General features: G+C 74.2%; 14 protein-coding genes. 8 read left to right on the forward strand and 6 right to left on the reverse strand.

Features of this window, described 5'->3' with window-relative positions; translation table 11 throughout:
• Positions 1 to 212: 212 nt before the first annotated feature.
• The 4 genes from ACI79W_RS03810 to ACI79W_RS03825 form a co-directional block, all read right to left on the reverse strand.
• Complete coding sequence (locus tag ACI79W_RS03810) at positions 213 to 1,940, reverse strand: BCCT family transporter (protein ID WP_456560742.1); 1,728 nt, start codon at positions 1,938 to 1,940, stop codon at positions 213 to 215.
• A gap of 338 nt (positions 1,941 to 2,278) precedes the next feature.
• Positions 2,279 to 4,474: a diguanylate cyclase domain-containing protein gene (locus ACI79W_RS03815; protein WP_456560743.1), complete on the reverse strand. Its 2,196-nt coding sequence runs from the start codon at positions 4,472 to 4,474 to the stop codon at positions 2,279 to 2,281.
• A gap of 121 nt (positions 4,475 to 4,595) precedes the next feature.
• The gene (locus tag ACI79W_RS03820) at positions 4,596 to 4,796 is read right to left on the reverse strand and encodes a DUF6186 family protein (RefSeq protein WP_456560744.1); all 201 of its coding nucleotides are present in this window, start codon (positions 4,794 to 4,796) and stop codon (positions 4,596 to 4,598) included.
• Positions 4,793 to 5,179: a hypothetical protein gene (locus tag ACI79W_RS03825; RefSeq protein WP_456560745.1), complete on the reverse strand. Its 387-nt coding sequence runs from the start codon at positions 5,177 to 5,179 to the stop codon at positions 4,793 to 4,795. The genes ACI79W_RS03820 and ACI79W_RS03825 overlap by 4 nt, the downstream gene beginning before the upstream one ends.
• A gap of 2 nt (positions 5,180 to 5,181) precedes the next feature.
• Between ACI79W_RS03825 and ACI79W_RS03830 the strand changes: the two genes are divergently transcribed.
• On the forward strand, positions 5,182 to 5,898 hold the full coding sequence (locus tag ACI79W_RS03830; protein ID WP_456560746.1) for a CPBP family intramembrane glutamic endopeptidase: 717 nt from the start codon (positions 5,182 to 5,184) through the stop codon (positions 5,896 to 5,898).
• 83 nt (positions 5,899 to 5,981) lie between these two features.
• Positions 5,982 to 6,242: a hypothetical protein gene (locus ACI79W_RS03835; protein WP_456560747.1), complete on the forward strand. Its 261-nt coding sequence runs from the start codon at positions 5,982 to 5,984 to the stop codon at positions 6,240 to 6,242.
• A 42-nt stretch (positions 6,243 to 6,284) separates the two neighbouring features.
• On the opposite strand, the gene ACI79W_RS03840 is transcribed toward ACI79W_RS03835, so the two are convergent.
• Positions 6,285 to 7,082 carry a MerR family transcriptional regulator gene (locus tag ACI79W_RS03840; RefSeq protein ID WP_456560748.1) on the reverse strand — a complete coding sequence of 266 codons (798 nt, stop codon included), beginning with the start codon at positions 7,080 to 7,082 and terminating at the stop codon, positions 6,285 to 6,287.
• Positions 7,083 to 7,160: 78 nt separating this feature from the next.
• Between ACI79W_RS03840 and ACI79W_RS03845 the strand changes: the two genes are divergently transcribed.
• From ACI79W_RS03845 to ACI79W_RS03870, 6 genes are all read left to right on the forward strand, one after another.
• Positions 7,161 to 7,514, forward strand: coding sequence for a nuclear transport factor 2 family protein (locus ACI79W_RS03845; protein WP_456560749.1), 354 nt, complete (start codon positions 7,161 to 7,163; stop codon positions 7,512 to 7,514).
• Positions 7,515 to 7,747: 233 nt separating this feature from the next.
• A complete protein-coding gene (locus tag ACI79W_RS03850) occupies positions 7,748 to 10,459 on the forward strand; it encodes an ATP-binding protein (RefSeq protein WP_456560750.1) in 2,712 nt (903 codons plus the stop codon).
• Positions 10,460 to 10,592: 133 nt separating this feature from the next.
• The gene (locus tag ACI79W_RS03855) at positions 10,593 to 11,342 is read left to right on the forward strand and encodes an alpha/beta fold hydrolase (RefSeq protein WP_456560751.1); all 750 of its coding nucleotides are present in this window, start codon (positions 10,593 to 10,595) and stop codon (positions 11,340 to 11,342) included.
• Positions 11,343 to 11,676: 334 nt separating this feature from the next.
• Positions 11,677 to 11,769 carry a hypothetical protein gene (locus ACI79W_RS03860; RefSeq protein ID WP_456560752.1) on the forward strand — a complete coding sequence of 31 codons (93 nt, stop codon included), beginning with the start codon at positions 11,677 to 11,679 and terminating at the stop codon, positions 11,767 to 11,769.
• 57 nt (positions 11,770 to 11,826) lie between these two features.
• A complete protein-coding gene (locus ACI79W_RS03865) occupies positions 11,827 to 12,951 on the forward strand; it encodes a DNA alkylation repair protein (RefSeq protein ID WP_456560948.1) in 1,125 nt (374 codons plus the stop codon).
• Positions 12,932 to 13,390 carry an MGMT family protein gene (locus ACI79W_RS03870; RefSeq protein ID WP_456560753.1) on the forward strand — a complete coding sequence of 153 codons (459 nt, stop codon included), beginning with the start codon at positions 12,932 to 12,934 and terminating at the stop codon, positions 13,388 to 13,390. Before ACI79W_RS03865 ends, ACI79W_RS03870 begins: the two co-directional genes overlap by 20 nt.
• A 224-nt stretch (positions 13,391 to 13,614) precedes the next feature.
• On the opposite strand, the gene ACI79W_RS03875 is transcribed toward ACI79W_RS03870, so the two are convergent.
• Positions 13,615 to 14,910: an acyl-CoA dehydrogenase family protein gene (locus ACI79W_RS03875; protein ID WP_456560754.1), complete on the reverse strand. Its 1,296-nt coding sequence runs from the start codon at positions 14,908 to 14,910 to the stop codon at positions 13,615 to 13,617.
• Positions 14,911 to 15,089 lie beyond the last annotated feature (179 nt).

Below are 15,089 nucleotides of genomic sequence, written 5' to 3' on the forward strand. Positions count from 1 at the left end.
CCTGCACGCCCGTACCGTCCACTGCAGCGAGAGCTCGCCGGAGAGGTGCAGGGGCCGAGCGGGTCGGTCATCCGCGGCTGGCGTTCCCGGCGGTGGTGGTGCGCAGGGTGCCGTCCAGCCGCCGGACCGCGCGCGGGGCGTCCCGGCCCGGTCTCGCGCGGCACCTCGACGACCATGTCGACGAACTCGTCGTCGATGGCGGCGCCCTTCGTCTACCCCGGGTCGTCGGCTCCCCGCCGGAACGGCACGGGGGAGTCGACGTCACCGAGCGTCCGGCCCTCCGACCCCGTCCGGTGCTCCGCTGTCCGCGTCGGTGCGGTTCCCGCTGCCGGGCCGCGGTCGCGGGTGCCGTCGGCCTCGTCCGCGTGCTCCACCGCGAGCACGAAGTCGTCACCGTGCCGGGTCAGGCCGTCGACGACGGCCTGCCGCACCGCCTCGAGGGCGACCGTCCGGCGCACCATCGCCGGGTCGCTGCGCACGTCCTTGGCGAGCGACACCATGAGCACCGCGATGACGACGGCGAAGGGCACCGCGCCGATGATCGTCAGGTTCTGCAGGCCCTGGAGCGCCTCGTCGCCCCCGGCAAGCATCATCACCGCCGCGACCGAACCGGTGAGCACGCCCCAGAAGATGACGACCCTCGATCGGGGCTCGCGATTCCCGCGCTCGGACAGCGAGGCCATGACCACCGACGCCGAGTCGGCACCGGTGATGAAGAAGATCGAGATCAGCAGCATGACGAGGACCGTGGCGATGCTGGACAGCGGCAGCCCCTCGAGCAGCCCGAACAGCTGGGCCTCCGTGGAAGACCGCCCGGCCAGGCCCCCCTCGGCGCGCTGCACGTCGATCGCCGCGCCGCCGAAGACCGCGAACCAGAGAACGCTCACCACGCTCGGCACCAGCAGCACACCGGTGACGAACTGGCGGATCGTCCGCCCCCGGCTGATGCGCGCGATGAAGATCCCGACGAACGGCGTCCAGGAGATCCACCACGCCCAGTAGAAGACCGTCCACCCGGACAGCCAGGTCGCCATGGCGTCACCGCCCACGGCCTCGGTGCGCGCCGCCATGTCGGCCAGCTGGTCGAAGTAGGCGCCGAGCGCGGTCGGCACCACGTTGAGGATGAAGACGGTCGGGCCGAGCACGAACACGAACAGCGCCAGGGTGAAGGCCAGCACGACGTTGATGTTCGACAGGTACTGGATCCCCTTCGCGATGCCCGTGAACGCCGACACCACGAACGCCGTGGTCAGGACGGCCAGGATCACCAGGATGACCGCGTTGCCGGCCTCGCCGACCCAGCCGATGAGCTGCACCCCGCTCCCGATCTGCAGCGCACCGAAGCCGAGCGACGCCGCGGTGCCCAAGAGGGTGGCGATGACGGCCAGCGTGTCGATCACCCTCCCCGCCGGCCGCTCCGACACGTCGCGGCCGAACAGCGGGACGAACGCCGACGACAGCAGCTGCCTGCGACCTCGCCGGTAGACCCCGTAGCCGACGGCCAGGCCCATGAACGCGTAGATCGCCCACGGGTGCAGCGTCCAGTGGAACAGCGTGGTCGCCATCGCGGTGCGCACGGCGTCGTCGGTCCCGCCCTCGACGGTGCCGGGCGGCGGCTCCACGAAGTGCGCCAGCGGCTCGGCGACCCCGAAGAACATGAGGCCGATGCCCATGCCCGCGCTGAACATCATCGCGATCCAGCTGATCGTGCGGAACTCCGGCGCTTCGTCGTCCCGGCCGAGCGGGATCCGGCCGTACTTGCTCGCCCCCAGCCACAGCACGAAGACCACGATGGCCGTCGCCAGGAGCACGAAGAACCAGCCGACGTTGTGCACCACCCAGCTCAGGCCGGCGCTGGACGTGCTGCCGAGGGTGCCCGGGGACAGGAAGCCCCAGATCACGAGCACGAGGGCCAGCACCGCGGCGACGCCGAACACCACCCTGTCCAGCCCGCGGGTGTCCTCGGCGACGTCCGTCGGCGGCTGGACGAGGGCGGGATGCCGCCGGGGCGGCCCTTTCGGCTGCCGGCCAGCAGGCCGGGCCGGGGGTGGCCGGTGCCCGGGAGCTGCGTCGCCCCCGCTCATGGGACGCGTGGCGCCGAGGTCACGGCACCCTCCTCTCGCCGTCGGCGCACCCGCGCACGGGGGACGAGGCGGAGCGACGTGGCCTCGCCGCCGTCGGGCCGCGGCGGGCGCGGACCGCCCCCCGGGGTGCCCGCATGTCGCCGTGAGCACACCTCCGGAGCCGGAGCCGTTCGCCCGTCCGGGGACGCCCGCGGTCAGCTGCCGGCCTTGTGCCGGTACATGGCGGCGTTGGCGTGCGCGATCAGTTCCGCCGCCTCGCCGGCGTCGAGGGGGAACAGTGCGGCCCCGGAACTGGCGCGGAGGCGGACCGTGGTGTCGGCCAGCTCGAACGGGTCGTCGAGGGCGGCGTGGAGGTGCTCGCGGACCCGGTGGACGGTCTCCTCGGCCGAGAGGCCATGTGCGGTTCCTGCCGGGGGTCGTCCTACCGGGGGGAGGCCGGCGAGCACGACGAGGAACTCGTCGCCCCCGATCCTCCCGAGCAGGTCACCGGCGCGCACCGCGGACCGGAGGCGGCGGGCGGCCCAGGTCAGCGCAGAGTCCCCGGCCGCGTGGCCGAACCTGTCGTTGATCTTCTTGAACCCGTCCAGATCCACCATGAGGGCCGCCACGCTCGTGCCGCTCCGCCGCGCACGTCGCAGCTCCAGGTTGAGGTGCTCCAGGATGTGGCTCCGGTTGGGCAGCATCGTGAGCTCGTCGTGGTGGGCCAGGTAGGCCGTCCGTCGCTCGCGTTCGACTCGGGTGGTGACATCGAGCTGGTTGCCGATGAAGTGGGTGATCTCGCCGGCCGGGCCCGTGACCGGGCTGATGTGCACTTCGTTCCAGAAGGTCGAGCCGTCGCGCCGGTAGTTGAGCAGGACGGCGTGCACGTCCCGCCCGGCGAGGATCCGGCGCCGGATGGGCTGCACCTGGCTCGGGTCGGTGGCGGGGCCCTGCAGGAAGCGGCAGTTGCGGCCGAGCACCTCCTCCTCGGAATAGCCGGTGAGCTCCAGGAAGGCCGCGTTGGCGTAGACCAGGGGGAGGTCCGGCAGGAGCGCGTCGGCGATCACGATGCCGTTGCTGGCCGTCGCGATCGCGCGGAGGAGCAGGTCCGGTAGCGCCCCCGGCGGTACCCGCGCGGCGCACTGCGCGGGGGTGTGCCGCGCGACGGGCGACGGCGCGGCCGTGGCGCCGGACGTGGGACGCACCTTCTGCAGCAGGAGCCCCGCAGCGTCGAGGACCCGCCGGCGGTCGTAGGTCAGGACGTACTCCAGCCGGCGCCCCGGGCGGGCGTCCCGCCCGGTCGGCCAGTCCTCTGCGCCGTCGTCCCCGGGGGCCACGTCCCGGGCGGCGAGAGCAGCGGCGAAGTGCGGGCTGACGACGACCACCACCCACTGCTCCGTGAGCGGGTCGTCGGCTGCCAGAGCGGTGCCGTGGACGCCGGGTGCGGGTTCGTCGGGCATCCCGGCACCGGTGACCGCGGTCAGCGCCGAGAGGCTGGCCAGCGACTCGTACCGTCGCCGGGTCGCCGGGGTCATGGCCTGCGCGTTCTGGAAGTTCGCCAGGACGACCGTCTGCTCGTCGAGGAGCAGGGCCTGCCGTTCCAGCTGGCGGGTCATCGAGGCGACCAGGGGAACGGTGGCACGCTGCACGGCCGAGGTCGCGGCGAGCACCGCGAACGGCGTCCGGGAGACCTCCCCGGGCCGGGCGCCACGCGCACGTGGCGGCGGGAGCGGGAGCGGGAGCGGGGACATGCCCCCGGTGGGCAGTGGACCGGGACGTCCGAACATCCAGCCCTGGCCCAGCCGGGCGCCCATGGCCAGGGCACGGTCGAGGTGCCGCTCGGTCTCGATGCCCTCCGCCAGGAGGACCGCGCCGGACCGCTCCGCCTCGGCGCGTACCGCGTTGACCACCGCGGCGGTCTGCAACGTCGTGTGCCCGCGGACCAGGGCGAGATCGAGCTTGATCACGTCGGGCCGCAGGAACGGCATCAGCGCGAGCCCCTTGGGCTCTGCACCGGCATCGTCCAGGGCCACGCCCCAGCCGAGGTCGCGGAGGACCTGCACGCCACGGACCAGTTCGGCGGCCCGCTCGAGGAGGTCGCGTTCGGTGACCTCCACGACGACACGGACATTCTCCGCCACCACGTCCGCCAGCGCCGACAGCCGCCGCGGGCCCAGGGCCGACAGCGTGGCCGGCTCGACGTTGACGAACACCGTGACGGCGCCGGCACCCTGCCCGGCACCCTGCAGGGCGGAGCGGAGGCAGGCCTCGTCGAGGTCGACCAGCGCGCCGGACGCCCGTGCCGCTGCGAACAGCGCTGCGGCGGGCTCCTGCGGTCCCGGGGCTCCCCGGGACAGGGCCTCGACGGCGACGAGCGTGCCGTCGAGCAGGTCGACGACGGGTTGGTACAACGAGTGGACGGTCCACCTGGGGGCGCCGGGCGACGTCACGCTCGACACCCTCCCACGCGGTCAGGCGTCCAGCGCGCCCGATGGACCTCCGCAGCTCTTCCCGGCCGCCCGTGCCGCCGCATCAACGGGCCAGGAAGTGCACCCCGACCCAGAGCCACGTGAGCAGCACGACCGCACGGCCGGGAGTCGTCCGCATCGCAGCCTCCAGGGCCTCAGCCGCCGTGGCCGGACCGTGCCCGAGGCGGGCGCACACCTCGATCACCAGAGCGACGCCGAGCAACCCCAGGAAGACGGCTGCGCTGCCGAGTGCAGCGTCCGTCATGGTCGTGACCGACGCCGTGGGCGGTCGAGCAGCCAGGCGCCGAGGGCCAGCCAGGCCACGGTGGCGGCGCCGCGCAGCAACGGTGATGCGAGGAGGGGATCCGCGAGATCGCTCGCCGTCGGCAGCGCGGCGTCGGCCAGCGTCACCAGTTCCCAGGACACGGCGGCGGTCGCGAGGGCGAGCCATGGCAGCCCTCGCGGCCCGACCGGTGGAGCGGCCTCGCCCGCACGCCGGAGCGACGCCGCGACGACGACGACGGTGCCGGCGGTGCCGACCGCCACGAGCGCAGCCACCGACAGCTCGCCGGACGCCGCCACGGCAGCGGCGCACGGCAGAGCCCAGGCTGCGAAGGTGAGCCGGCGCGCCACGGGGGAAGACCTCACCGGTGCATGCTCGCGCAGCCGGCCGCCGGGGCGAGGTCCTGTTCGCCGCTGCCGTCGTCGTGCTCCTCGGTGCGTGGAACAACGTCGTCATCACCCGGGCGCCGGGCTACCCGCAGTCCTACGTCGCGGTGAACCTGGCGGCGACGGCCCTGCTCGTCGCGGCAGCGCGGTCCGTCGGCATCACCTGGCACGAACTGGGTCTGGGGCGACGTCGTGCCGGCGCCGGGTTGCGGTGGGGCGGGGTGTGCGCCGCCGTGGTCGCCGCCGGCTACGCCGCCGCCCTCGCCGTCCCGGCGACCCGCCCGCTGCTGGCGGACGCCCGGCTCGCCGGTGCCGGTCCCGGCGAGGTGGCCCACCAGGCGCTGGTCCGGATCCCGCTCGGCACCGTGGTGTGGGAGGAGGTGGCCTTCCGCGGCGTCCTGCTGGCCGCGCTGCTGCGGCTGGTGGGGCCGCGCGCGGCCGTCGCCGTGCACGCGCCGCTCTTCGGCATCTGGCACGTCCGGCCGACGCTGAGCGCCGCCACGGCCAACACGGTGGCGGACGGGTCCGGGGGGTTGCTCCTCGCCGTACTCCTGGGCTGCATCCTCACGGCGGCGGCCGGGGCCCTCTTCGCCTGGCTGCGGCTCCGGAGCGGCAGCCTGCTGGCCCCCGTCCTCCTCCACCTGGCGACGAACAGCCTGGGTGCGCTGGCGGCAGCCGCTGCGCACCGTCTCGGGTGAGCGCCGCTCGTGCGCCCGGCGCTCCACCGGTGCGGAGCCGGGAAACCGCTACCGGCGGGCCCCGGCATCGCTACGGTGGGCCGGTGTCCACGTCGGTCGTGCTGAGCGTGACACCCGCTGAGCCGGTCGATCCCGATGCCCGCGCGGTCGAGGTCCCGGACGACATCGCCGCTGCTCTGGGGGCCGTGGGGCAGCCGGGATCGCCGGGGCTGTGGGTCCCGCGCAGGGGCCCGGTGCAGTTGCTGCTCCAGCTCAGCGGCCCCGACCGGGTCGCCGCCGGCCGGCGGCTGCTGGCCGAGGTGAGGGGTATGGGGTACGCGGCGGAGCTGTCGGTCTCGCGCTAGCGACCGCGGGGACGGCTCGCCCGTCGTAGGCCTGCGGTTCGGTCAGCGCGGTCCCACGTGGAAGACCGGCCAGCCGATCTCGGTCCGCCACGCCGACGGGTCGGCCGTGTCGCGGGGCCCAACCGGGTAGCGCTCCCGGACCGGTCCCGCCACCGCCAGCGCGTTGGACACCACCCAGGCCCCCAGCTCGCCGTAGGTGACGTCGATGTCGTCGTGCGCGCCGACGTGGGTGGTCACGGCGAGCTCGACGGCCGGCAGGGTCACCGGGTGCACCCGGCCCCGGTGCGGGGGGCGGGCGGTCGGCCGGTAGACGAGCACGTGGCCGCGGCCCTGCTCGAACAGGGCGTTGTCGCACAGGGTGCCCGGGGCGCCGGTGGGTCCCTCGACCGCTGCGTCCAGCTCGGCCATGGCCCCGGCGTACCAGGTGAGGACCTCGTCGTGCGCCACCTCGTCCTCCACGGCCGCCACCGTCGTCGCCGGGACCGAGCGCAGCTCGACCTCCAGCGGGGCCGGCCCCGGGCGCAGCAGGCGGCGCAGCGAGGCGACGGCGGCGCGCGTGCGCTCGAGCTCCGACTCCAGCCGCTGCAGGTGGTCGGTCACGAGAGCGGCACGGGTTCCCGGGTCGGGGGAGCGGAGGATGCGCTGCACGTCGGGCAGGGGGACGTCGAGCTCGCGCAGCCGGTGGATGACCTGGGCGGCCGGGATCTGCTCGGCGCTGTAGTAGCGGTAGCCGGTGGCGTCGTCCACCGCCGCGGGCTCGAGCAGGCCGGCGTCGTGGTAGCGGCGCAGCGTCCGCACGCTCAGGTGGGTCAGCCGGGAGAACTCGCCGATCGACAGCACGGGAGCACTCTGCACCCTCCCCCCGGGGGAGGGTCCAGCGCTTGACCCTCCCGCACCCGGAGGGCGCACCGTCGGGGCATGAGCACCCCGACCGGCATCCGACCCGACCAGCTCCCGGCCCCGATCCGCGGCTACCTCGCCGCGCACGCGGCCCGCGACGTCGACACCGCACTGCGTGCCTTCGCGCCCACCGCGGTGGTCGTCGACGAAGGACAGAGCTACCGCGGGACCGACGGGATCCGCCGCTTCCTGTCCGAGGCCGGGGCGCAGTTCAGCTACACCACCACGCTCGTCGGCGCCGAGCGCACCGACGACGCGCACTGGGTGGCCGTCAACCACCTGGAGGGCGACTTCCCCGGTGGCGTCGCCGACCTGCGCTACCGCTTCGTGGTGGACGGCGACCGGATCACGGAGCTCGTCATCGCCCCGTGAGCCCCCGCGCGACGGCGACGACCGCCTCGTCCCGACGGCCTCGTCCCGGCCGCCCGTTCCCGGGCTGCCCGACGGCGGGACGCGGTCGGGCAGGACAGGTCGAGGCGGTGACCCACCGGACGTGCGACCGCGAGCGCACCAGGGACCACGCCCCGGACCCGCACCCGTACGTCCCGCGCGCACTAGTTTGCCGTCGTCGAGGGATCGCGCGGCGCGGGACGGTGGTGGAGCTGATGGCCGCGGACACGAGGACAGCCGGCCTGGTGGGCCGGGATGCGGAGATCGACGCGCTCGATCGGCTGCTCCGCGACGTGCGGCAACGCGGTGCCGCCGTCCTCGTCCGTGGCGAAGCCGGGATCGGCAAGTCCGCCCTCCTGCGCCACGTGTGCGAGGCGGCGGCCGAGCGCGGGCTGCGGGTGCTGGGCACGACGGGCGTGGAGTCCGAGACGACCCTCCCGTTCGCCGGCCTCCACCAACTGGTCCGGTCGCTGCTCGGTCGCCTCCCCGCGTTGCCCGCCCCGCAGCGGCGCGCGCTGAAGGCGGCGTTCGGCATGACCGACGACGCTGCACCCGAGTTCTTCCTGATCGGGCTGGCGGCCTTGACCCTGATCAGCGACAGTGCCGCGGACCAGCCCCTCGTGCTGGTGATCGACGACGCGCACTGGCTCGACCGGCCCAGCGCCGACGTCCTCGGCTTCGTCGCCCGGCGGCTGGAGACCGAGGCGGTGGTGGTGGTGGCGGCCCAGCGCGACGGCTTCCCACCCGTCCTGGCCGGCCCGGCGCTGGGCGAGCACCAGCTGGAGCGCCTGGACCGTCGGTCCGCCGAGGAGGTGCTCGCGCGCCGGGCGCCCCAGCTCGACGCGGCCGACCGGCGGCGCCTCCTCGCCGTGGCCGCCGGGAATCCGCTCGCTCTGGTGGAGCTGCCCCTGGACGGCGCGCGGGAGGACTACGCACCCCTGACGCTGACCGCGCGGCTGGAGCACGCGTTCGCCTCCCGGCTCCCGGGGCTGCCCGACGCGACCCGGGACCTGCTGCTCGTCGCCGCTCTGGAGGACGAGGGCGACCTGGCGGAGTCCTTGGCCGCGGCGAGCGCATTTCACCGCGGCGAGGTCACCGCCGAGGCGCTGACCCCGGCCGTCGAGGCCGGGCTGGTCGCCGCTGACGGCGGGAAGCTGACCTTCCGCCATCCGCTGGTCCGCCACGCGATCCGCCAGCACGCCACCCTGGCCGGCCGGCAGCGCGCCCACCTCGCGCTGGCGAGGGCGCTGCGCGAGCCCGACCGGCAGGTGTGGCACCGGGCCGCCGCCTCCGACGCGCCGGACGACGTGCTGGCCGCCGAGCTGGAGAAGGCAGGTGCCCGCGCCCGGCGTCGAGGTGGCGTGGCGGCGGCACAGGCGGCGCTCGAGCGCGCCGCCCGGCTCACCGCGGATCCGGTCGAGCGGATGCGCCGCTACCTGCGGGCGGCCGAGCTCGCGTTCGAGTGGGGACGGCCCGACGTCGTCGACCGCCTCCTGCAGGAGACCGCGACCCTCGACGTCCCGATGCGGGAGCGGACCCGCATGACGGTGATCCGGGAGGGGTTCGAGGAGGGCATCCACGACGTCCGCGCGGGGACCCGGATGCTGACCGACGTCGCCGCCGCAGCCGCGGCCGACGGCCGGGCCGACCAGGCGCTGAAGTTCTGCCGGGCCGCCGCGCTGCGGTGCTGGTGGGCAGAGCCGGGCGCCGACGTCCGCGCCCACCTGCTGGAGGTGGTCGAGCAGGCGCTGGACCTGGAGGACGTGCTCGCGCTGGAGGTTCTCTCCTACGTGGCGCCGTTCGACCGGGGGGCAGTGCTCCACGGGCGATTGCGCGCCGTGTCCGAAGGTCCGCTCGACACGGCGCGGGCCCAGGCCGCCGGCGAGGCGGCGAGCGTCGTGGGCGACTTCCCGCTCGCCGTCGGGTTCCTGGCGTCGGCGGCGACCGGCCTCCGGGCCGATGGCCGGCTCGGGCTCCTGGGCCGGGCGCTGGCCGTGCAGGCGTGGAGCGCGCTCAACGCCGGGCGGTTCGACCTGGCCGCCACGGCTGCCGACGAGGCCGCCCGGCTCGCCGCCGACTCCGCCCAGCCGCTGATGGGGGTCGTCGCGCTGGTGGTCCAGTCGGTGGTCTCCGCGGTGCGCCGCGGCGAGGACGTCGATGACCGCCTGGCCGAGGCGGCCCGGCTGGGCCTGCAGGTGGACTCGAACGCCGTCCTGGCGGGTGTGCAGTTCGCCCGGGGCGTGATCGCGCTCAACCTGGGGCTGCACCGGGCGGCCTGGGAGGAGCTCGTCCGCCTCTCCGACCCGACCGACCCGGCCCACCACCCCGTGGTGCGGAGCTTCGCCGTCGGCGATCTGGTGGAGGCGGCCGTCCACAGCGGGCACCGGGCCGAGGTCGAGCCGATCCTCGCGGACCTCGAGGCGATCGCGGAGCGGACGCCGTCACCGGTGCTGCACATCGGGCTGCGGTACGGCAGGGCGCTCCTGGCTGCCGAGGACGAGGCCGAGGAGCTGTTCGCGGCCGCCCTGGCGGCCGATCTGGGCGCCTGGCCCTTCTCCCGCGCGCGGCTGCAGCTGGCCCAGGGGGCCTGGCTGCGGCGGTGCCGACGGGCGGCGGACTCCCGTGCCCCGCTGCGGGCCGCGCGGGACACCTTCGACGCCCTCGGAGCCGCTGCCTGGGGCGAGCGGGCGCGCCAGGAGCTGCGCGCCTCCGGGGAGCAGAGCAGACCGCGCACGCCGGAGGCGCGCGAGCAGTTGAGCCCGCAGGAGATGCTGATCGCGCAGTTGGCCGCGGAGGGCCTGACCAACCGGGAGATCGGCGCACGGCTGTACCTCTCGCACCGGACGGTCGGCACGCACCTGCACCGGATCTTCCCGAAGCTGGGGATCACCTCCCGGGTGGCCCTGCGTACCGCGATCGGTCCCTGAGCGCCCGATCCGCCGTCAGCACGACGGTCATCTGACGTACGCGAGGCGGGCGCTGCGCTTCCTACGGTCGTCCCACCAGCGCTGACGCGGCCACAACGGTCGTCGCGGTCGCTGCCGATCGAGAGGAACGACGATGACCACCGACACCGACGAGCGCCAGCCGGCCCGGGAGAAGCCCACCGTGGTGCTCGTGCACGGCGCCTTCGCCGAGTCCGCGAGCTGGAACGGGGTGATCGAGCAGCTCAGGAGCGAGGGCTACCCGGTCGTCGCCGCGGCCAACCCGCTCCGGGGTCTGCGCGACGACGCCGACCAGCTGCGCAGCGTCCTGGACCAGGTGCGCGGCCCGATCGTGCTTGCCGGCCACTCCTACGGCGGCTCGGTGATGAGCGTGGCCGCCGACGGGCACCCCGGCGTCCGGGCGCTCGTCTACGTGGGCAGCTTCCTGCTGGAGGAGGGCGAGAGCACCGGTGAGCTGGCCGGGAAGTTCCCCGGCAACGAGCTGGGGTCCGCGCTGGACCCCGTACCCGTCCCCGACGGGCGCGGCGGGACGGTGACCGACCTGTACATCCGGCCGGACAGGTTTCGGCAGGTGTTCGCCGCAGACGTCCCCCCGGAGGTCGTCGAGCTGATGGTCGCGACGCAGCGGCCCGTCACCAGCGAGGCGCTGGAGGAGAAGGCGACGGCAGCGGCCTGGCGGACGATCCCGTCCTGGACCCTGGTCACCCGGCAGGACCTCGCGGTCCCCGCCGAGGCGCAGGTCTTCATGGCCCAGCGGGCGCAGTCCACCGCCGTCGAGGTCGACGCCTCCCACGCCGTCGCCGTGTCCCGGCCCGGCGCGGTCGCCGACCTGATCGCCGAGGCCGCCCGCGTGACTGCCGGCTGAGACGCCGCCACGCCCCCCCCGCTCCGGTATCCAGCTGACGGAGCGGTCTCGGGGCGGTCGGTGCCGCCCCGCTGACCGACGAGCTGCCCGACCTCCCCGGCGTCGCGGAGCTGTGGGGGAGGGGCGCCCTGCACTGCCCCTGCTGCCACGGTCTGGGAGGTGCGGGACCGGGCGATCGGCGTGCTCGGCTCGGGGCCGCAGAGCACCGTGCAGGCGCTGCTGTGGCGGCGGCAGTGGAGCGACGACGTGGTCCTCTTCCCGCACACCCACGCGCGCGCTCGCCGGAGCAGCGGGAGCAGCTCGCCGCGCGAGAACGGAGGAGATCGCCGATCTCGTGGGCTTCCTGGTGTCCGACCAGGCGTCGGCGATCGTCGGTGCGGAGTACGTGGTCGACGGCGGGACCGTCCCGACGGTCTGTACCGGATGAGTCGCCGCCCGTCCAGGGCTTCACCGGACGCAGAGGAGAGGAGTCGCCGTGGGCACCATGGACGAGCTGATCAGCCCCGTCGTCGTGGCACGGCTACGGGCTGCGTTGGAGGCGGTCGCGCCCACCAGCGACTTCTCCGCTCTGGTCGAGGCGGAAGGTGCCGTACGGGGCGTCCGCCTCCGGGACCGGGTGGACATCGTCCGGAATGCTCTCCTCAGCGACGTCCCGGCGGGCTTCCCCGCCGCCGAGCGCGTGGTGCTCGACGTCCTGGAGGAGCCGCATCTCGACGGGTGGATGATCTGGCCCACCACCGAGTTCGTCGCGTCGAGAGCACTCGAATCCGGCTCGACGCGCGACTTCGACGCCGCCATGGCGCTCCTCGCCCGGCTCACCGTCGGGCTGACGGGCGAGTTCGCCGTTCGCGAGCTCCTGAACGCGCGACCCGAGCGCGCCCTTCGCATCATGCGGACCTGGACGGGGCATGACAGCGAGCACGTGCGGCGACTCGCTACGGAGGGCTCTCGCGCCTACCTGCCCTGGGCGAAGCGGGTGCCGTGGCTGCTCGCCCATCCTCGTGCGACACGAGGCATCCTGGACGCCACCTACCGCGACCCGGCCGAGTACGTGCGGCGCTCGGTCGCCAACCACCTCAACGACCTCAGCCGCGTCGATCCCTCCGCCGTCACGGAGGTCGCCGCCGCGTGGGCCGGCGACCCGGACGCCAACACCGCCTGGGTGCTCCGGCACGGCCTGAGGACGCTGATCAAGCGGGCCGATCCCACCGCGCTGGCACTCGTGGGGTTCACCGGAGACAGCTTGCACGTGGCCCGACCGCGCATCTCCGGGAAGGTCGTCCCCTGGGGAGGGGACCTCACGTTCACGACCGTCGTCACCAACGACGGGGAGACGGACGCCACCGTGGCGATCGACTACTCCATCGGGTTCCGGCGCGCCAACGGGTCCGTGAGCCCCAAGACGTTCAAGCTCGGGTCGCGACGCATCGCCGCCGGCGGCAGCACCGTCGTCACGAAGACCCACTCGTTCCGGCCCATCACCACCCGGACGTACCACCCGGGGCCGCACCACGTCACCGTGCAGGCGAACGGGGTCCTGTCGCCACCCGCGGGGTTCGTCCTGGGGCGGGCGGACGGGGAGGAGAACGGTGGTGCTGTCGGGCGGTGAGGCGCCTGCTTCCCGGAGGCTGGGAGCGGCCGCCGACTCCGCGGCGCTGTGCCCGGCGTCGGTCGGGATGGTCGACGAGCGCCCCGGGGGACACCCGATCGACGAGGGCAGTGAGGAAGCGATCATGAACGGAGCGGCGGAGCGGGTCCTGGCCACGGTGTCCTCGATCCCCAGCGGGCGCGTGATGACCTACGGCTCTGTCGCGGAAGCGGCCGGCACGGGCGCGCGCGCCGTTGGCCAGATCCTGCGCAACGGCGGTCACCACGCCCCGTGGTGGCGGGTGGTGGATGCCAGGGGTCGGCCGGTTGTAGGCGTGGCCCACGAGGCGCTCGCGCAGTTCCTCGAAGCATCCACCCCCTTGCTGGACCGCGGCGACGACGTGCGAGTGGACCTCGCGCGAGCCTCGTGGAGCGTCCACGATGCCGTGAGCGACACCTGACGGGCCCAGCCCGTGAGCGAGGGTCAGGGCGCTGGATCGCTCGGTCCGCTCTCGTGGCGACCCGTGCGGCAGACCGTGCCCGGGAGGCGCCGTGCCGACCCGTGGTCGACGGTGCCGCTTCCGCCGTCGACGTCAGCGCGCACGCCGTAGGACGAGTGCTCGGGGTCCTGCCGCAGATCCGCGGTCCCAGGCCCGGGAGGCTGCCCTCCCGGGCCTCCGCTCGCTCAGGGGCCGGCGAAGACGCCTTCCCCGCGAGCCTCGGAGCGACCGGGAGCGGGTTCGGCGTAGCGACCGGCCTCGTTGCGGGCGACGACGAAGTGGTGCACCTCGTCGGGCCCGTCGGCCAGGCGCAGGGTGCGCTGGCTGGTGTACATGTCGGCCAGCGGCGTCCACTGCGACACCCCGGTGGCGCCGTGGATCTGGATCGCCTGGTCGATGATCTGGCAGACCTTCTCCGGCACCATCGCCTTCACCGCCGAGACGTAGACGCGGGCCTGGGAGTTGCCGAGCACGTCCATCGCCTTGGCGGCCTTCAGCACCATGAGCCGGCAGGCGTCGAGCTCGATGCGCGCCCGCGACACCGTTTCCATGTTCTTGCCCAGGTTCAGGATGGGCTTGCCGAACGCCTCCCGGAACTTGCCCCGGCGGATCATCAGCTCGAGGGCCTTCTCGCCCTGGCCGATCGCGCGCATGCAGTGGTGGATGCGCCCGGGCCCCAATCGCACCTGGCTGATCTCGAAGCCACGGCCCTCACCGAGGAGCATGTTCGAGACGGGCACCCGGACGTCGGTGAACCGGATGTGCATGTGGCCGTGCGGGGCGTCGTCGCGGCCGAACACCCGCATCGGGCCGAGCACGTCGACGCCGGGCGTGTCCATCGGCACGAGGATCTGGGACTGCTGCATGTGCGCGGGCGCGTCGGGGTTCGTCTGGCACATGACGATCATGATCTTGCAGCGGGGGTCCCCGGCGCCGGAGATGTAGTACTTCTCGCCGTTGAGGACGTACTCGTCGCCGTCGCGCACCGCCTGGAGCCGGATGTTCTTGGCGTCGGAGCTGCCGACGTCGGGTTCGGTCATGGCGTAGGCGGAGCGGATCTCACCGTTGAGGAGGGGCTCGAGCCACTGGGCCTTCTGCTCGGGGGTCCCGACGCGCTCGAGGACCTCCATGTTCCCGGTGTCGGGGGCCGAGCAGTTGAGCGACTCGGAGCCGAGCGGGTACTTGCCGAGCTCGACGGCGATGTAGGCGTAGTCGAGGTTGGTCAGGCCGCCGACCTCGGAGTTCGGCAGGAAGAAGTTCCACAGCCCGGCCGCCTTGGCCTTGTCCTTGGCCCCCTCGAGCGCTTCGAGCTGACCCGGTGCGTAGGACCACGGGTCGGGGCGCCCCTCGCCGAGGCGGAAGTACTCCTCCTGCATCGGCGCGACGACGTCCTCGAGGAAGCGGACGACGCGGTCGAAGAGCGGCCGGGCCTCCTCGCTCATGCGCAGGTCGAACAGCTCCGTCGGTTCAGCGGTCTGCATCCGGTGTCCCTCTCTGCTGGTCCGCGTGGCGGCAGGGCCGTCCCCGCCGGCCGTGCGGCGAGGAGCGCGGTGACGTGGTCCCGGGTAGGACGGTCCCTGGAGCGTGGCACAGCGGTGCCCAGCCGCTCGCACCGGATCCATCGCGTCGGGCGAGGGACGTTCCGATGCCTGGCGACGAG

The sequence above is a fragment of the Blastococcus sp. SYSU DS0533 genome (genome assembly GCF_054050775.1).

What these genes read in the sequence shown, in the direction of transcription:
- ACI79W_RS03820 (WP_456560744.1), bottom strand. Translation starts at nt 4,796, where the DNA reads ATGACGGACGCTGCACTCGGCAGCGCAGCCGTCTTCCTGGGGTTGCTC.
- ACI79W_RS03845 (WP_456560749.1), top strand. Translation starts at nt 7,161, where the DNA reads ATGAGCACCCCGACCGGCATCCGACCCGACCAGCTCCCGGCCCCGATC.
- ACI79W_RS03850 (WP_456560750.1), top strand. Translation starts at nt 7,748, where the DNA reads ATGGCCGCGGACACGAGGACAGCCGGCCTGGTGGGCCGGGATGCGGAG.
- ACI79W_RS03855 (WP_456560751.1), top strand. Translation starts at nt 10,593, where the DNA reads ATGACCACCGACACCGACGAGCGCCAGCCGGCCCGGGAGAAGCCCACC.
- ACI79W_RS03865 (WP_456560948.1), top strand. Translation starts at nt 11,827, where the DNA reads ATGGACGAGCTGATCAGCCCCGTCGTCGTGGCACGGCTACGGGCTGCG.
- ACI79W_RS03875 (WP_456560754.1), bottom strand. Translation starts at nt 14,910, where the DNA reads ATGCAGACCGCTGAACCGACGGAGCTGTTCGACCTGCGCATGAGCGAG.